The organism is Frateuria sp. (assembly GCF_035943815.1).
Classification (GTDB): Bacteria; Pseudomonadota; Gammaproteobacteria; order Xanthomonadales; family Rhodanobacteraceae; genus Frateuria_A.
In genome coordinates this window covers 238185-252252 of record NZ_DASZBU010000012.1, presented here as the reverse complement: position 1 = coordinate 252252, position 14068 = coordinate 238185, and the positions used below count along the sequence as shown (strand labels likewise).

At 69.5% G+C, this 14068-nt stretch carries 12 protein-coding genes; 8 read left to right on the top strand and 4 right to left on the bottom strand.

All coding sequences use genetic code 11. The annotated features are described in order from the left end of the window. The first annotated feature begins 10 nt into the window (after positions 1-10). A complete protein-coding gene (locus VGU65_RS08645; protein WP_327474734.1) occupies positions 11-1444 on the top strand; it encodes an aldehyde dehydrogenase family protein in 1434 nt (477 codons plus the stop codon). A gap of 7 nt (positions 1445-1451) precedes the next feature. On the opposite strand, the gene VGU65_RS08640 is transcribed toward VGU65_RS08645, so the two are convergent. Next, positions 1452-2219 carry a YdcF family protein gene (locus VGU65_RS08640; RefSeq protein WP_327474733.1) on the bottom strand — a complete coding sequence of 256 codons (768 nt, stop codon included), beginning with the start codon at positions 2217-2219 and terminating at the stop codon, positions 1452-1454. A 124-nt stretch (positions 2220-2343) separates the two neighbouring features. Here VGU65_RS08640 and VGU65_RS08635 point away from each other — a divergent pair, with 124 nt between their 5' ends. From VGU65_RS08635 to VGU65_RS08615, 5 genes are all read left to right on the top strand, one after another. Beyond that, a complete protein-coding gene (locus VGU65_RS08635; protein WP_327474732.1) occupies positions 2344-2940 on the top strand; it encodes an IMPACT family protein in 597 nt (198 codons plus the stop codon). Positions 2941-3080: 140 nt separating this feature from the next. Continuing rightward, on the top strand, positions 3081-5096 hold the full coding sequence (locus tag VGU65_RS08630) for an OPT family oligopeptide transporter (protein WP_327474730.1): 2016 nt from the start codon (positions 3081-3083) through the stop codon (positions 5094-5096). Between the two features lie 126 nt (positions 5097-5222). After that, positions 5223-6989: an ABC transporter transmembrane domain-containing protein gene (locus VGU65_RS08625; protein ID WP_327474728.1), complete on the top strand. Its 1767-nt coding sequence runs from the start codon at positions 5223-5225 to the stop codon at positions 6987-6989. Between the two features lie 168 nt (positions 6990-7157). Continuing rightward, complete coding sequence (locus VGU65_RS08620) at positions 7158-8147, top strand: ligase-associated DNA damage response exonuclease (RefSeq protein ID WP_327474726.1); 990 nt, start codon at positions 7158-7160, stop codon at positions 8145-8147. Continuing rightward, complete coding sequence (locus VGU65_RS08615) at positions 8147-9742, top strand: ATP-dependent DNA ligase (RefSeq protein ID WP_327474724.1); 1596 nt, start codon at positions 8147-8149, stop codon at positions 9740-9742. Before VGU65_RS08620 ends, VGU65_RS08615 begins: the two co-directional genes overlap by 1 nt. A gap of 27 nt (positions 9743-9769) precedes the next feature. Here the strand turns inward: VGU65_RS08615 and VGU65_RS08610 are convergent, their stop codons facing one another. Then, positions 9770-10537 carry an FHA domain-containing protein gene (locus VGU65_RS08610; RefSeq protein WP_327474722.1) on the bottom strand — a complete coding sequence of 256 codons (768 nt, stop codon included), beginning with the start codon at positions 10535-10537 and terminating at the stop codon, positions 9770-9772. 98 nt (positions 10538-10635) lie between these two features. Here VGU65_RS08610 and VGU65_RS08605 point away from each other — a divergent pair, with 98 nt between their 5' ends. Both VGU65_RS08605 and infA read left to right on the top strand, forming a co-directional pair. Next, positions 10636-10920: a polyhydroxyalkanoic acid system family protein gene (locus tag VGU65_RS08605; protein WP_327474720.1), complete on the top strand. Its 285-nt coding sequence runs from the start codon at positions 10636-10638 to the stop codon at positions 10918-10920. 83 nt (positions 10921-11003) lie between these two features. After that, on the top strand, positions 11004-11222 hold the full coding sequence (gene infA / locus VGU65_RS08600; protein WP_019466733.1) for a translation initiation factor IF-1: 219 nt from the start codon (positions 11004-11006) through the stop codon (positions 11220-11222). Between the two features lie 126 nt (positions 11223-11348). Here infA and clpA read toward each other — a convergent pair whose 3' ends face one another. Together clpA and clpS are read right to left on the bottom strand one after the other, a co-directional pair. Beyond that, complete coding sequence (gene clpA / locus VGU65_RS08595; RefSeq protein WP_327474677.1) at positions 11349-13619, bottom strand: ATP-dependent Clp protease ATP-binding subunit ClpA; 2271 nt, start codon at positions 13617-13619, stop codon at positions 11349-11351. A gap of 64 nt (positions 13620-13683) precedes the next feature. After that, positions 13684-14010: an ATP-dependent Clp protease adapter ClpS gene (gene clpS, locus VGU65_RS08590; protein WP_091332759.1), complete on the bottom strand. Its 327-nt coding sequence runs from the start codon at positions 14008-14010 to the stop codon at positions 13684-13686. Positions 14011-14068: the final 58 nt, after the last annotated feature.

Genomic DNA, 14068 nt, shown 5'->3' with positions numbered 1-14068 from the left:
GGAGACGTCCATGCTCGACAAGACCTACCCCTACTTCCTGGCCAACCGTCCGCAACAGCCCAATGCCGACCTGGAAGTGCGCGACAAGTACAGCGGCAAGATCGCCACGCGCGTGGCGGTGCCCGACGGCAAGGCGATCGGCAAGGCGATCGCCTCCGCGGCAGCTGCCGCCTCTCCGATGCGGGCGTTCAAGCCGTGGGCGCGCCAGGCGGTACTGGAGCATTGCGTGGCGCGCTTCACCGAACGCCGCGACGAACTGGCGATGGCGCTGTGCATCGAGGCCGGCAAGCCGATCAAGGACGCCGCCGGCGAGGTCACGCGGCTGATCGAGACCTTCCGGATCGCCGCCGCCGAGGCCGTGCGCATCGACGGCCAAACCCTCACCCTGGAGCTGGCCCCGCGCCTGGACGGCTACCACGGGTACACCAAACGCGTGCCGATCGGCCCGGTGTCCTTCATCACGCCGTTCAACTTCCCGCTCAACCTGGTGGCGCACAAGGTCGCGCCGGCGATCGCCGCGGGCTGCCCGTTCGTGCTCAAGCCCTCGGAGAAGACGCCCATCGGCGCGCTGATCATCGGCCAGGTGCTGGCCGAGACCGACCTGCCCAAGGGCGCGTTCTCGATCCTGCCGGTGGATGGCCGACACGCGTCGCCGCTGGTGGAGGACGAGCGCTTCAAGCTGCTCTCCTTCACCGGCGGGCAGATCGGCTGGGACCTCAAGGCTCGCGCCGGCCGCAAGAAGGTGGTGCTGGAACTGGGCGGCAATGCCGCCTGCATCGTCGATGGCGACCAGCGCGGCAAGCTCGACGCCATCGTCGAGCGGCTGGTGTTCGGCGCGTTCTACCAATCGGGCCAGAGCTGCATCGGGGTGCAGCGCATTTACGCGCACGCCTCGATTTACGACACGCTGAAGAAGAAGCTGGTCGCCGCAACGAAAAAGCTCAAGGCCGGCGATCCGAGAAAGAAGGACGTGTTCATCGGCCCGATGATCGACGAGGCCGCCGCCGAGCGCCTGCAGGGCTGGGTCGAGGAGGCACGCAAGGCCGGCGCCCGACTGCTGTGCGGCGGCAAGCGCCAGGGCAACATGCTGGAGGCCACGCTGATGGAAGAGGTGCCGCGCGGGGCCAAGGCCAATCGCATGGAAGCCTTCGGCCCGTTCGCGCTGCTGGCGCCGTTCGACACCTTCGACGAGGCCATCGCGAAGGTGAACGATTCGGACTACGGCCTGCAAGCGGGCATCTTCACCGACTCGCTGGAGCACGCCATGCGTGCCTGGGACGAGCTCGAACAGGGCGGGGTGATCGTCAACGACATCCCCAGCTTCCGCGTGGACAACATGCCCTACGGCGGCGTCAAGCTTTCCGGCTTCGGCCGCGAGGGCGTGCGCTACGCCATCGAGGACATGAGCGAGACGCGGCTGATGGTGATGCGCCGGCCCGGCTGATCCGCCTTCAGTCGACCGGCGGGCCGGCGCCCTCGGGCGGCGCGTCGGTGCGCCCGCGCCATGCGTACCAATGGTACAGCGCCATGCCCACGTACTCGTGCAGCACCGCGTCGGTGACCGACAGGTTGTAGGCGCTGGGCAGCATCGACCAAACGCCGCGCAGGTAGTCGGCGCGCACCGGCGTCACGTCGAGGCCGAAGCGGCGGAACGCGAACACCGCGCGCCGCAGGTGGTGCGCCGAGGTCACCAGCCAGACCCGGTCGGCGTCGATGCGCGCCAGCGGCACCCGCGCGAACTGCGCGTTCTGCCAGGTGGTGCGGCTGCGCATCTCGAGCACCTGGTCGGCCTCGGGCACGCCCAGCCGCTCCAGCGTGCGCTGGTAGGTCAGCGCCAGCGGCTCGCCGGTGGACAGCGCATCGCCGCCGCTGATCAGCACGGTGCAGCGCGCACCGGACATGCGGCAACCGCGGTAGAGCGACACCGCCTCGGCGATGCGCGAGTAGGCCGTATGCCCCGGCTCCAGCGGGCCGCCCGGCGGATAGGTCACGCCGGCGGTGAGCAGCACGATCGCGTTGGATGGCGCCCAGTCCAGTGCCGGCCGCTGCGCGTAGGGCGATTGCCAGGGCCTCAGCAATACCTTGGGCACCAGCCCGCAGCCGACCGCGAACACGCTTACCAGCGCCAGCACGATGCCGGCCTGCCTGGCCCTGCGCCATCCCAGCCGGCCGGCCAGCCAGGCGCCGGCGAGCAGTGCGATCAACAGCGGAACGGTCATCGGCGATCCTTTTGACGAGGCGAGCCCGACATTATGCGCAGCTCCGGGTGAGCGAAGCGCGCACGACGCACGAGCCCTCGTGCCGCATGCTAACGTGCCGCAGCCGCCGCACCGCACCCTACGCATGCCCGATCCATTGCACGTCCTGGCCGCCGTCTGCCGGCATGCGCAGGACATCCGCAAGAGCCGCTTCCTGGCGCAGGCCGCGCCGGTGCAGTCGGTCGAGCAGGCCACGGCGTTCCTGCACGAGGTGGCCGATCCGGACGCCACGCACAACTGCTGGGCCTACCGCATCGGCCAGGACTACCGCTTCAACGACGACGGCGAGCCGGGAGGCACGGCCGGCCGGCCGATCCTGCAGGCGATCGAAGGTGCCGGCACCGACCGCGTGATGGTGGTGGTGACCCGCTGGTACGGCGGCATCAAGCTCGGCGCCGGCGGGCTGGTGCGCGCCTATGGCGGCACCGCTGCCGAATGCCTGCGCCTGGCCGAGCGCGTGCCGCTGGTGGCGATGGCGCGGCTGGTCGTGCATTGCACCTTCGCCGATCTCGCCCTGCTCAAGGCGCGCTGCCCGCTCTGGCAGGCCCGCGTGGAGAACGAAAGCTTCGACGCCGACGGTGCGACGCTCGAACTGAAGCTGCCAGCCGCGCATGCCGCCGAGGCGCAGGCGCGCATCGTCGACCTCACCCGCGGCAGGGGCGGCGTCCACCGGCTCGACTGAGCGGCATCGTCCGCCCTGGGCGGCCGCCGCCGCCACGATCACGCTATGCTCCCGTTGCGGCTGCGGGGAGCGGCCGCAACGGGGGCGTGCCGGCGGTCGGCGCGCGGGGGAACCACCAGCAAGCTCAGGATCCAAACCACGTGACAGCCCAGATCCAAGGCGCCGACCGGCGCACCGAACTCACCTTGCGCGGCGTGCTCATCGGCGTCGTGATCACCGTCGTCTTCACCGCAGCGAATGTGTTCTTCGGCCTGAAGGCCGGCCTCACCTTCGCCACCTCGATCCCGGCGGCGGTGCTGTCCATGGCGCTGCTGCGCGGCTTCCGCGACTCGACCATCCAGGAGAACAACGTCGTCCAGACGATCGCCTCGGCGGCCGGCACGCTGTCCTCGATCATCTTCGTGCTGCCCGGCATGATCATGATCGGCTGGTGGTCGCATTTCCCGTTCTGGATCTCCTTTGCGGTATGCGCACTGGGCGGCATCCTGGGCGTGATGTATTCGATCCCGCTGCGCCGCGCGCTGGTCACCAACTCCGACCTGCCCTACCCCGAGGGCGTAGCCTGCGCCGAGGTGCTCAAGGTCGGCGGCAGCGACGACAGCTCGGCCTCGGCCACCGAGGAGAGCCGCGCCGGCCTGCTGGCGGTGATCTGGGGTTCGGTCGCCTCCGCGGCGTTCGCCATCGTGGTGGCCACGCGGGTCTTCGCCAGCGACGTGGTGAGCTACTTCCGCCTGGGCGACCGCGGTTCGGTCAGTGGCTTCGATTTCAACCTTTCCTTCGCGCTGTTCGCGATCGGCCACCTGGTGGGCCTGTCGGTGGGCATCGCGATGCTGGTGGGCGCGTTGATCGGCTGGGGCTGGGGCGTGCCGCACTATTCGCTGCTGAGCGGCGACCTGACCACCGCCGCGGCCGACCTGGCGCAGGCCACCTGGAGCCACAAGGTGCGCTTCGTCGGCGCTGGCGCGATCGGCGTGTCCGCGGTGTGGACGCTGGCCAAGCTGGTGCGTCCGGTGATCGCCGGCCTGGCTGGCGCAATGGCGGCCGCGCGCGTTCGCAAGGCCGGCCAGGCCGACACGCTGCCGCGTACCGAGCGCGACATCCCGATCGGCCTGGTCGGGCTGATCACGCTGGCCTGCTTCGTGCCGATCGCCTGGCTGCTCGGCTACTTCGGCACCACCAGCGGGCTGGGCGACCACGTCGCCGTGCTGGCCATCGGCGGCGTGGCGTTCGTGGTGCTGATGGGCTTCTTCGTCTCCACCGTGTGCGGCTACATGGCCGGCCTGATCGGCTCGTCCAACAGCCCGCTCTCGGGCGTGGGCATCCTGGTGGTGATCGCCGCTGCGCTGCTGCTGGTGGGCTTCGTCAAGCCGCACGTCGGCCCGGAGGAAGGCAAGGCGCTGGTCGCCTTCGCGCTGTTCATCACCTCGGTTGTGTTCACCGTGGCGGCGATCGCCAACAACAACCTGCAGGACTTGAAGACCGGCCAGCTGGTCGACGCCACGCCGTGGAAGCAGCAGGCCGCGCTGGTGATCGGCGTGGTCGCCGGCGCCGCCGTGATTCCGCCGGTGCTCGACCTGGTGAACAAGGCCTACGGCTTCGCCGGCGTGCCGGGCGTCGGCCCTTCGGCCCTGCCTGCCCCGCAGGCCGGCCTGATCTCGGCGCTGGGCCAGGGCGTGATCCAGGGCAACATCGACTGGGGCCTGATCGAGGTCGGTGCGCTGATCGGCGTGGTCATCATCATCCTGGACGCGGTGCTCGCCAGGACCACCCGGCACATGCGCCTGCCGCCGCTGGCGGTGGGTCTGGGCATCTACCTGCCGACCACCAGCACGCTGATGGTAACGGTGGGCTCCATCGTCGGCTGGTACTTCGACCGCCGCGCCGACCGCAGCGCGCGGCCCGATTCCACCAAGCAACTCGGCGTGCTGCTCGCCTCTGGGCTGATCGTGGGCGAGAGCATCATCGGCGTGGTGATCGCGGCACTGGTGGCGTTCTCGGACAAGCTCGGCTTCTCCAACCGCGAGGCGCCGCTGTCGCTGGTCGGCCCAGAATTCGGCACCTGGGCGATTTTCATCGGCGGTGCGGCGTTCGCCGCGGTAGTTGTGTTGATGTACCGCTGGGTGTGGCGCATGGGGATGCGCAACGGCACCGCCTGAGGCCTGTATCCAGCGTAGGCATGGACGCGGCGCTTCGGCGCCCCGTTCCGTCAGGGCGGCCGGCGGACGATTGAATCGACCGCGGCGGCCCCAATCTGGGCAAGGCTTACCCACACGAGCCCTTGCATGAGCGCGGACCGCACCGACCCATCCAGGCGCCGCATTGGCGCGCTGCGCCAGCTCTGGCCCTTCCTCAAGCCGCACAAGGCGTTGGCGGCCGGATGGCTGGTGTTCCTGGCCTTGTCTTCCGGCTCGACGCTGGTGCTGCCGATGGCCGTGCGGCACATGATCGAGGCCGGCTTCGGGCACGCCAGCAGCGAGGCCATCAACCGCACCTTCCTCGGTCTGTTCGGCGTGGCGCTGGTGCTGGCCTTCGCCACCGCCGCGCGCTACTTCTGCATCACCCTGCTGGGCGAGCGTGCGCTGGCGGCGCTGCGGGCCAAGCTCTATGCGCACGTGATCCGCCTGGATGTGGGCTTCTTCGAACGCTCGCGCGTGGGCGAGCTCACCTCGCGTCTGGGCACCGATACCGAAGTGGTGCAGGCGCTGATCGGCTCGGGCATCTCGGTGGCGCTGCGCAGCGCGGTGATGCTGCTGGGCGCCAGCGCCATGATGGTGTGGACCAGTCCGCGCCTGGCCGGGCTCACCGCGCTGGTGATCCCGGCGGTGATGCTGCCTATCCTGGTGTTCGGGCGGCGCGTGCAGAAGCTCTCGCGCACCAGCCAGGACCGCCTCGCCGATGCCGCCGCGATCGCCAACGAGACGCTCAACGCGGCGCCGGCGGTCAAGGCCTACGCGCGCGAGGACATCGAGAGCGTGCGCTACGCCAGCGCCATCGAGCGTGCGCTGCAGAGCGCGCGGCGGCGCATCGGCATGCGCGCGCTGCTGACCGCGGCGGTGATCGTGCTGTTCTTCGGCGCGATCACGCTGGTGCTGTGGGCCGGTGCGCGCGACGTGGTGGCCGGCACGCTGCAGGCCGGCGTGCTCGGGCAGTTCGTGCTCTATGCCGTGTTCGCCGCGGGCTCGGTGGCCGGCCTGTCGGAAGTCTGGGGCGACGTGCTGCGCGCGGCCGGCGCCATGGAGCGCATCGGCGAGCTGTTCGCCGAGCGCGCGCAGATCGCCGATCCGCCCCAGCCGCTCGCGCTGCCCCGGCCGGTGCGCGGCGCGCTGCGCTTCGAGCACGTCGGCTTCCACTACCCCACGCGGCCGGATGCGCCTGCGCTGCACGATTTCAGCCTGGACGTCCGGCCGGGCGAGACGGTCGCCCTTGTCGGCCCGTCCGGCGCCGGCAAGAGCACGGTGTTTGCGCTGTTGCTGCGCTTCTACGACCCGCAGCGCGGCACGATCCGCCTGGACGGCATGGACCTGCGCGCGATGGCGCTGCCCGAGCTGCGCGGCGCCATCGCGCTGGTGCCGCAGGAAACGGTGATCTTCGCCGGCAGCGCCGCCGACAACATCCGCTTCGGCCGGCAGGACGCGGACGAAGGCGAGGTGCGCGAAGCGGCCCATGCCGCCGAGGCGCACGATTTCATCAGCGCCCTGGCCGAAGGGTACGGCGCGGAATTGGGCGAGCGCGGCGTGCGCCTTTCCGGCGGCCAGCGCCAGCGCATCGCCATCGCCCGAGCCATCCTGCGCGATGCCCCGCTGCTGCTGCTGGACGAAGCCACCTCGGCGCTGGACGCGCAATCCGAAGCGGCGATCCAGCAGGCGCTCGAGCGCCTGGAAAAAGGCCGCACCACGCTGGTCATCGCCCACCGCCTGGCTACCGTGCAGCGTGCCGACCGCATCGTGGTGATGGATGGCGGCCGCATCGTCGCCCAGGGTACGCATGAGAGCCTGCTGGCCGAGGGCGGGCTCTACGCCGAGCTGGCGAGGCTGCAGTTCGTCGCCTGACGATCAGCCGTTCGCCCTGAGCGTAGCCCGCAGGGCGAAGTCGAAGGGTCGCCCAGACGAGCGAAAGGCCTCCCCCTTTCCCAGCCCTCTCCCCCGGCGGTGCCCGAGGAGAGGGAGCTGAAGCGACTGTTGCCGCGAACTTGACGCGTGCCCGCCCAGCATCCAGGCATGCCCGACGCGCTGCTCCAGCCCCGCCCCGAAGGCCTCTACTGCCCCACCGGCGGCTTCTACGTCGACCCGGCCGAGCCGGTGGCGCAGGCGGTGGTCACGCATGCGCACGGCGACCATGCGCGCCAGGGCAACGCGCGCTACCACGTGGCGCGGGCCGGCCTTGCGCTGATGCGCGAGCGGCTGGGTGAACCGGCAGCTATCGAGGCGTACGACTATGGCGAGCCGTTCGTCCTCGGCGGGGTGCGCGTGTCGCTGCACCCGTCCGGCCACATGCTGGGCGCGGCGCAGGTGCGTATGGAGCACGCCGGGCGCGTGGTGGTGGTCTCGGGTGACTACAAGCGCGAGGCCGACCCGACCTGCGCGCCCTTCGAACCGGTTCCCTGCGACACCTTCGTCACCGAGTCGACCTTCGCCTGGCCCGTGTACCGCTGGCCGCCGATGGAACGGGTGATCGACGAGCTGCTCGCCTGGTGGGACGACTGCGTCCGCCGCCAGGTGCCGGCGGTGCTGTTCTGCTATGCGCTGGGCAAGGCGCAGCGCTTGCTGGCCGAGCTCGCGCCGCGCATCGACCGCGTGGTCCACCTGCACGGCGCGTTGCTGCACCTGACCGCGATCTACCGCGAGGCCGGCGTGGCGATGCCGCCCACCCGACCGCTGGACGAGAACGCACGCGGCGCCGCGCTGGCGGGCGAACTGGTACTGGCGCCGCCTTACGCCGCCGGCTCGCCGTGGATGCGGCGCTTCTCCGGCGCGTCCACTGCCTTCGCCTCCGGCTGGATGCAGGTGCGCGGCAACCGCCGGCGGCGCGGCTACGAACGTGGCTTCGTGGTGTCCGACCACGCCGACTGGGACGGCCTGCTGCGCAGCGTGCGCGACACCGGCGCACGCCGCATCTACGTCACCCATGGCGACGGCGATGCCCTGGTGCGCTACCTGCGCGAGCAGGGCCACGACGCGCTGCCGCTGGCGGCATTGGGGCACGGCTGATGCGCCGCTTTGCCGATCTCTATGCCGCGCTGGACCGCACCGGCGCCACCTCCGCCAAGCGCGACGCCATCGCCGCCTACCTGCACGACGCACCCCCGACCGATGCCGCCTGGGCGGTGTACGTGCTGGGCGGCGGCAAGCTGCGCCGGCTCGCCAGCGTCACCGAGTTGCGCCAGGCCACCGGCGAGGCCACCGGCTACCCCGACTGGCTCATCGAGGAGAGCTATGCGCACGTGGGCGACCTGGCCGAGGCGATCGCGCTGCTGCTGCCTTCGGAGAATGGTCCCTTCGACGATGTCCCGCTGCACGCATGGATGGAGCAGCGCCTGCCCGCGCTGGCGCGGCTGGATCCGCCCGCTCGCGTGGCGCAGCTGGAGGCCTGGTGGCGCGTGCTGCCTGCGGAAGAGATCTTCCTGCTCAACAAGCTGATCACCGGGGCGCTGCGCGTGGGTGTCTCCCGGCGCCTGGTGGTGCAGGCGCTCGCCGTGTGGTCGCAGTTGCCCACCGACCTGATCGCCCACCGCCTCAGCGGCGACTGGACACCTGGCGCCGCCTCGCTTGCGGCGCTGGCGCAACCGGCAGGCGACGACGCCCATCGCGAGCACCGGCCCTACCCGTTCTTTCTCGCCTCGCCGCTGGAGGCCCCGGTGGAGAGCCTGGGCGAGCGCCGGCAATGGCTGGCCGAGTGGAAATGGGACGGCATCCGCGCCCAGCTCATGCGCCGCGACGACGAGGCGCGGCTATGGTCGCGCGGCGAGGAACGGCTGGACGGCCGCTTCCCCGAGATCGAGCAGGCCGCCCGCGCCTTGCCGCCGGGTTGCGTACTCGACGGCGAAATCCTCGCCTGGGACGACCTGGCCGCGGCGCCGCGTCCGTTCACCGCCTTGCAGAAGCGCATCGGCAAGCTCAAGCCTGGCCCGAAGCTGCTGGCCGAGACGCCGGTGCGTTTCATGGCCTACGACCTGCTGGAACTGGACGGCGCCGACCTGCGCGAAACGCCGCTGCGCGAGCGGCGGGAGCGGCTGGCGCGCCTGCTGCAGGACGTGCCGCCCGCGCTGACGCTGTCGCTGGCTGCCGATGCGCACGACTGGGAGACCCTCGCGCAGTTGCGCGAGCAGTCGCGCCTGCGCCGCACCGAGGGCCTGATGCTCAAGCGGCTGGACTCGCCCTACCGGGTCGGCCGCAGGCGCGGCGACTGGTGGAAGTGGAAGGTCGATCCCTACACGCTGGACGCCGTGCTGATCTACGCCCAGTCCGGCCACGGCCGGCGCGCCGGGTTGTTCACCGACTACACCTTCGGCGTGTGGGACCGCGGGCATCTGGTGCCGGTGGCCAAGGCGTACTCGGGACTGGACGACGCGGAGATCGCGCGACTGGATGCGTGGATACGCGCCCATACCATCGAGCGCTTCGGGCCGGTGCGCTCGGTCGAACCGCAGCACGTTTTCGAATTGGCCTACGAGGCGATCCAGCGCTCCGGGCGGCACAAGTCGGGCGTAGCGGTCCGCTTCCCGCGCATCCTGCGCTGGCGTACCGATCTTTCCATCGCCGACGCCGACCGGCTGGACGATCTGCGGCGGATGGCCGAAGCCTGAGCAGGCGGCTGGCTGGGCGCGGGCCCGCTAGAACCGCACCAGCAGAATCAACGCGATGCACAGCGCCAGCACCGCGGCCGTGGCGATCAGCCACCACACCTCGCCCCGCGGGCCGGCCGCATCTTCGGGCAGGCGCTCGGCCGACGGCTCCTGGGGCGTCACCGCGGGTGCGGGCAAGAGCCCCGGAGCGTCGACCAGGAAACGGTGCATGGCGATGCCCAACTGGTCATCCGGATGCAGCACCGCCTGCTCCACCGGCACACCGTTGAGGCGCAGCGGGTAGCGCGCCGGCGTCGGTCCGGCCGCCACGCGCAGTTCGCCGTCCTTCCAGAACAGCGCCAGCGTGGCCGAGCCCGCCTGCGGCAGGTCCAGCGACTGGTCGCCCTGCGGTCCGAATTCCAGCCGCCCGCGTATCGGGAAGACGCGGCCCGACAGCGGCCCGGCTACCGCGCGCAGGGCGGCCGTGCATTGGCCTTGCGGCGAGGACGCCAGGGGCGCGCGCGATGCCGGATCCTCGTCCGAGCACAACAGCATGCGGCAATCGCCCAGGCTCAGGATGTCGCCCGGATGCAGCAAGGCACGCTCGCGTACCGGGCGCGCGTTGACGTAGACGCGGCCGGCCCCTGAAAGCACCTCCAGCACCCAGCCGCGGCGATCCTGCCGGATGCGCAGGTGATGCGACGCGCCTTGCTGGGGGGACACCAGCAGGTCGTTGTCCGGCGCACTGCCGATGCTCAACGCGGCCTGCGCCCAGCGAAAATCCTCGCGAGCCGAATTGGGAAACTCGATGCGCATCTGCGAACCAGTCAAAAGACGGCGGGACTCTAGCAGATGCAGGCCTTGCCCTTCGCGCAGGCCGCGTAAGATAGGCAGCTCTCACGGAGCGCTTCCCGATGCCGAAGATCGATATCCGCCGCCCGCACAACCTGCCGCCCGACCAGGCCCGCGCCGTGGTCGACAAGGTGGCCGCGCGCATGCGCGAGAAGTTCGACATGCAGAGCCAGTGGCAGGGTGACACGCTGCGTTTTTCGCGCTCCGGCGTGAATGGCGCCATCGCCATGGCACCCAACGAGGTGCACGTCACTGCCGAGCTCGGTCTGATGCTTTCGCCGCTCAAGGGCATGGTCGAGCAGGAGATCCGGCGCAAGCTGGACGAGTATTTCGGGCGCGCCGCCTGAGCTTTCTTTGATCAGGCGCCTGGACGTGGCATACTTCCCCGCTTACGCGGCCGCCACGGCCGGGCCCAGACACACCGGAACGCATGGCAAAAGACGACGTCATCGAAATGGAAGGCACGGTCCAGGAGACCCTGCCCAACACCATGTTCCGCGTACAGCTGGAGAACGGGCACGTGATCACCGCCCATATCTCCGGCCGCATGCGCAAGCACTACATCCGCATCCTCACGGGCGACAAGGTCAAGGTGGAGATGACTCCCTACGACCTGACCAAGGGGCGGATCACCTACCGCATGAAGTAGGGCGACGTCGCAGACAAGAAAAAGGCCGCGCAGTGCGCGGCCTTTTTTCGTGCGCGGATTCCGGCGACGCCCTCTGCCAGTGCCTGGCTGGAGAGGGTGTCGGCGAAGCGCGCCTTCCCTTCCCGGCTACTCCACTACCGCCGGCATCTTCTCGGCAGCCTCGGTCTCCACGTGCAGTTCGCCGTCGCGCACGCCCAGGATCACCTTGCCGCCGTCAGCCAGCTTGCCGAACAGGAGCTCGTCGGCCAGCGCGCGCTTGACCTTTTCCTGGATGACGCGGGCCATCGGCCGCGCGCCCATCTGCGGGTCGAAGCCGTGCTCGGCCAGCCAGCGGCGGGCATCCGCGTCAACGTCCAGCACCACGTGCTTGTCGGCCAGCTGTGCCTCCAGCTCGATCAGGAACTTGTCGACCACGCGCAGGATGTGCTCGAAGTCCAGCGGATGGAATTGGATTACCGCATCCAGGCGGTTGCGGAACTCTGGCGTGAACATCTTGCGGATCACCTCCATCGCGTCGGTGGCGTGGTCCTGCTTGACGAAACCGATGCTGCGCCGCGCCGCCTGCTGCGCGCCGGCGTTGGTGGTCATCACCACGATGACGTTCTTGAAATTCGCCTCGCGCCCGTTGGTGTCGGTGAGCACGCCGCGGTCCATCACCTGCAGCAGGATGTTGAACACATCCGGATGCGCCTTCTCGATCTCGTCCAGCAGCAGCACGGCATGCGGATGCTTGGTGATCTGCTCGGTGAGCAGGCCGCCCTGGTCGAAGCCCACGTAGCCCGGGGGCGCGCCGACCAGCCGCGAGACCGAATGCGCCTCCATGTACTCGGACATGTCGAAGCGGATCATCTCGATGCCCAGCTGCAGCGCGAGCTGCTTGGTCACCTCGGTCTTGCCGACGCCCGTGGGACCTGCGAGCAGGAAGCTGCCGATCGGCTTGCTCGGGTCGGCCAGGCCGGAGCGGGCCATCTTGATCGACGCGGCCAGCGCCTCGATCGCCTGGTCCTGCCCGAACACCACCATCTTGAGGTTGCGCTCGAGGTTCTTGAGCACGTCGCGGTCGGACGCGGACACCTGCTTGGCCGGTATGCGCGCCATCTTGGCCACGATGTACTCCACCTCCGGCACGTCGATCTTGCCCACGCGCTGGCCTTCCGGCAGCAGACGCTGGCGTGCGCCGGCCTCGTCGATCACGTCGATGGCCTTGTCCGGCAGCAGGCGGTCGGGAATGTGTTTGACCGACAGGTCCACCGCCGCCTTCAGTGCCTCGTTGGTGTAGGCGACGTTGTGGTGCTCCTCGAAGCGGCTCCTCAGGCCCTTGAGGATCTCGATGCTGTCGGCGATGGTCGGCTCGACCACGTCGATCTTCTGGAAGCGGCGGGCCAGCGCGCGGTCCTTCTCGAAGATGCCGCGGAATTCCTGGAAGGTGGTCGATCCGATGCAGCGCAACTCGCCCGAGGCGAGCATCGGCTTGATCAGGTTGGACGCATCCATGGTGCCGCCCGAAGCCGAGCCCGCACCGATGATCGTATGGATCTCGTCGATGAAAAGAATCGCGCCCTGCTGCTTCTTGAGCTGGGTGATCACCGCCTTCAGGCGCTTTTCGAAATCGCCGCGGTACTTGGTGCCGGCGACCAGCGCACCCAGGTCCAGCGCCCAGATCACGGCGCCTTCCAGCACCTCGGGCACCTCACCCTCGACGATACGCTTTGCCAGGCCCTCGGCCAGCGCGGTCTTGCCCACGCCGGCCTCGCCCACGTAGAGCGGGTTGTTCTTGCGGCGGCGGCAGAGCACCTGGATGGTGCGCTCGATCTCGTCCTGGCGGCCGATCAGCGGGTCGATTTTCCCTTCCAGCGCCAATTCGTTGAGGTTGGTGGCGTACTCGTTCAGGGGGTTGCCCTTGCTGTCGGCGCCTTCCTCGCCCTCGCGCTCGCTGCCGGGCATGCCGGTGCTCGGCTCGTCGCCGATCTTGGCGATGCCGTGCGAGATGTAGTTGACCACGTCCAACCGGGTGATCTCCTGCTGATGCAGGAAGTAGACCGCATGGGAATCCTTCTCGCCGAAGATCGCCACCAGCACGTTGGCGCCGGTGACCTCCTTACGGCCCGAGGATTGCACGTGGTAGACCGCGCGCTGCAGCACGCGCTGAAAGCCGAGCGTCGGCTGGGTGTCGCGCTCGTCGCCGTGCGGCAGCACCGGCACGGTCTCGGCGATGATGCGCTCGAGCTCGGCCGACAGCCGCGGCAGGTCCACGCCGCACGCACGCAACGCGCCGAGCGCCGACTGGTTTTCGGTGAGTGCGAGCAACAGGTGCTCCACGGTCATGAATTCGTGGCGCTGCTCGCGGGCCTGCTTGTAGCAGTGGCCGATGGTGACTTCGAGATCCTTGCTGAACATCCGGACCTTCTCCGCTTGGGATGGCTTGGGCGGCTATGCCGCGATGGCTACAAGATGGGGCCGCTCATAGCTTTTCCATAGTGCACAGCAAGGGATGCTGATGAGTCCGTGAATACTCGTTGACCTGGGTGACCTTGGTCTCGGCCACCTCCCGTGTGAACACGCCACACACCCCCTTGCCGCGGGTATGGACGTGAAGCATCACCTGCACCGCACGCTCCTGGTCCATGGCGAAGAAGCCACGCAACACCTCGACCACGAAGTCCATGGGAGTGAAATCGTCATTCAGCAGCACAACTTGAAAAAGTGGCGGCCGTGCCAGTTCCGGACGGCTGGTCTCGACGGCCAGGCCGTGTCCGCTGCCGGGATCGTGTTCGGGTTCGTGGGCCATTGCTCGTGGGGACTTTTTTGCTGGTACGAAGTATACGCCGCGACGGATGCAGCCCTGG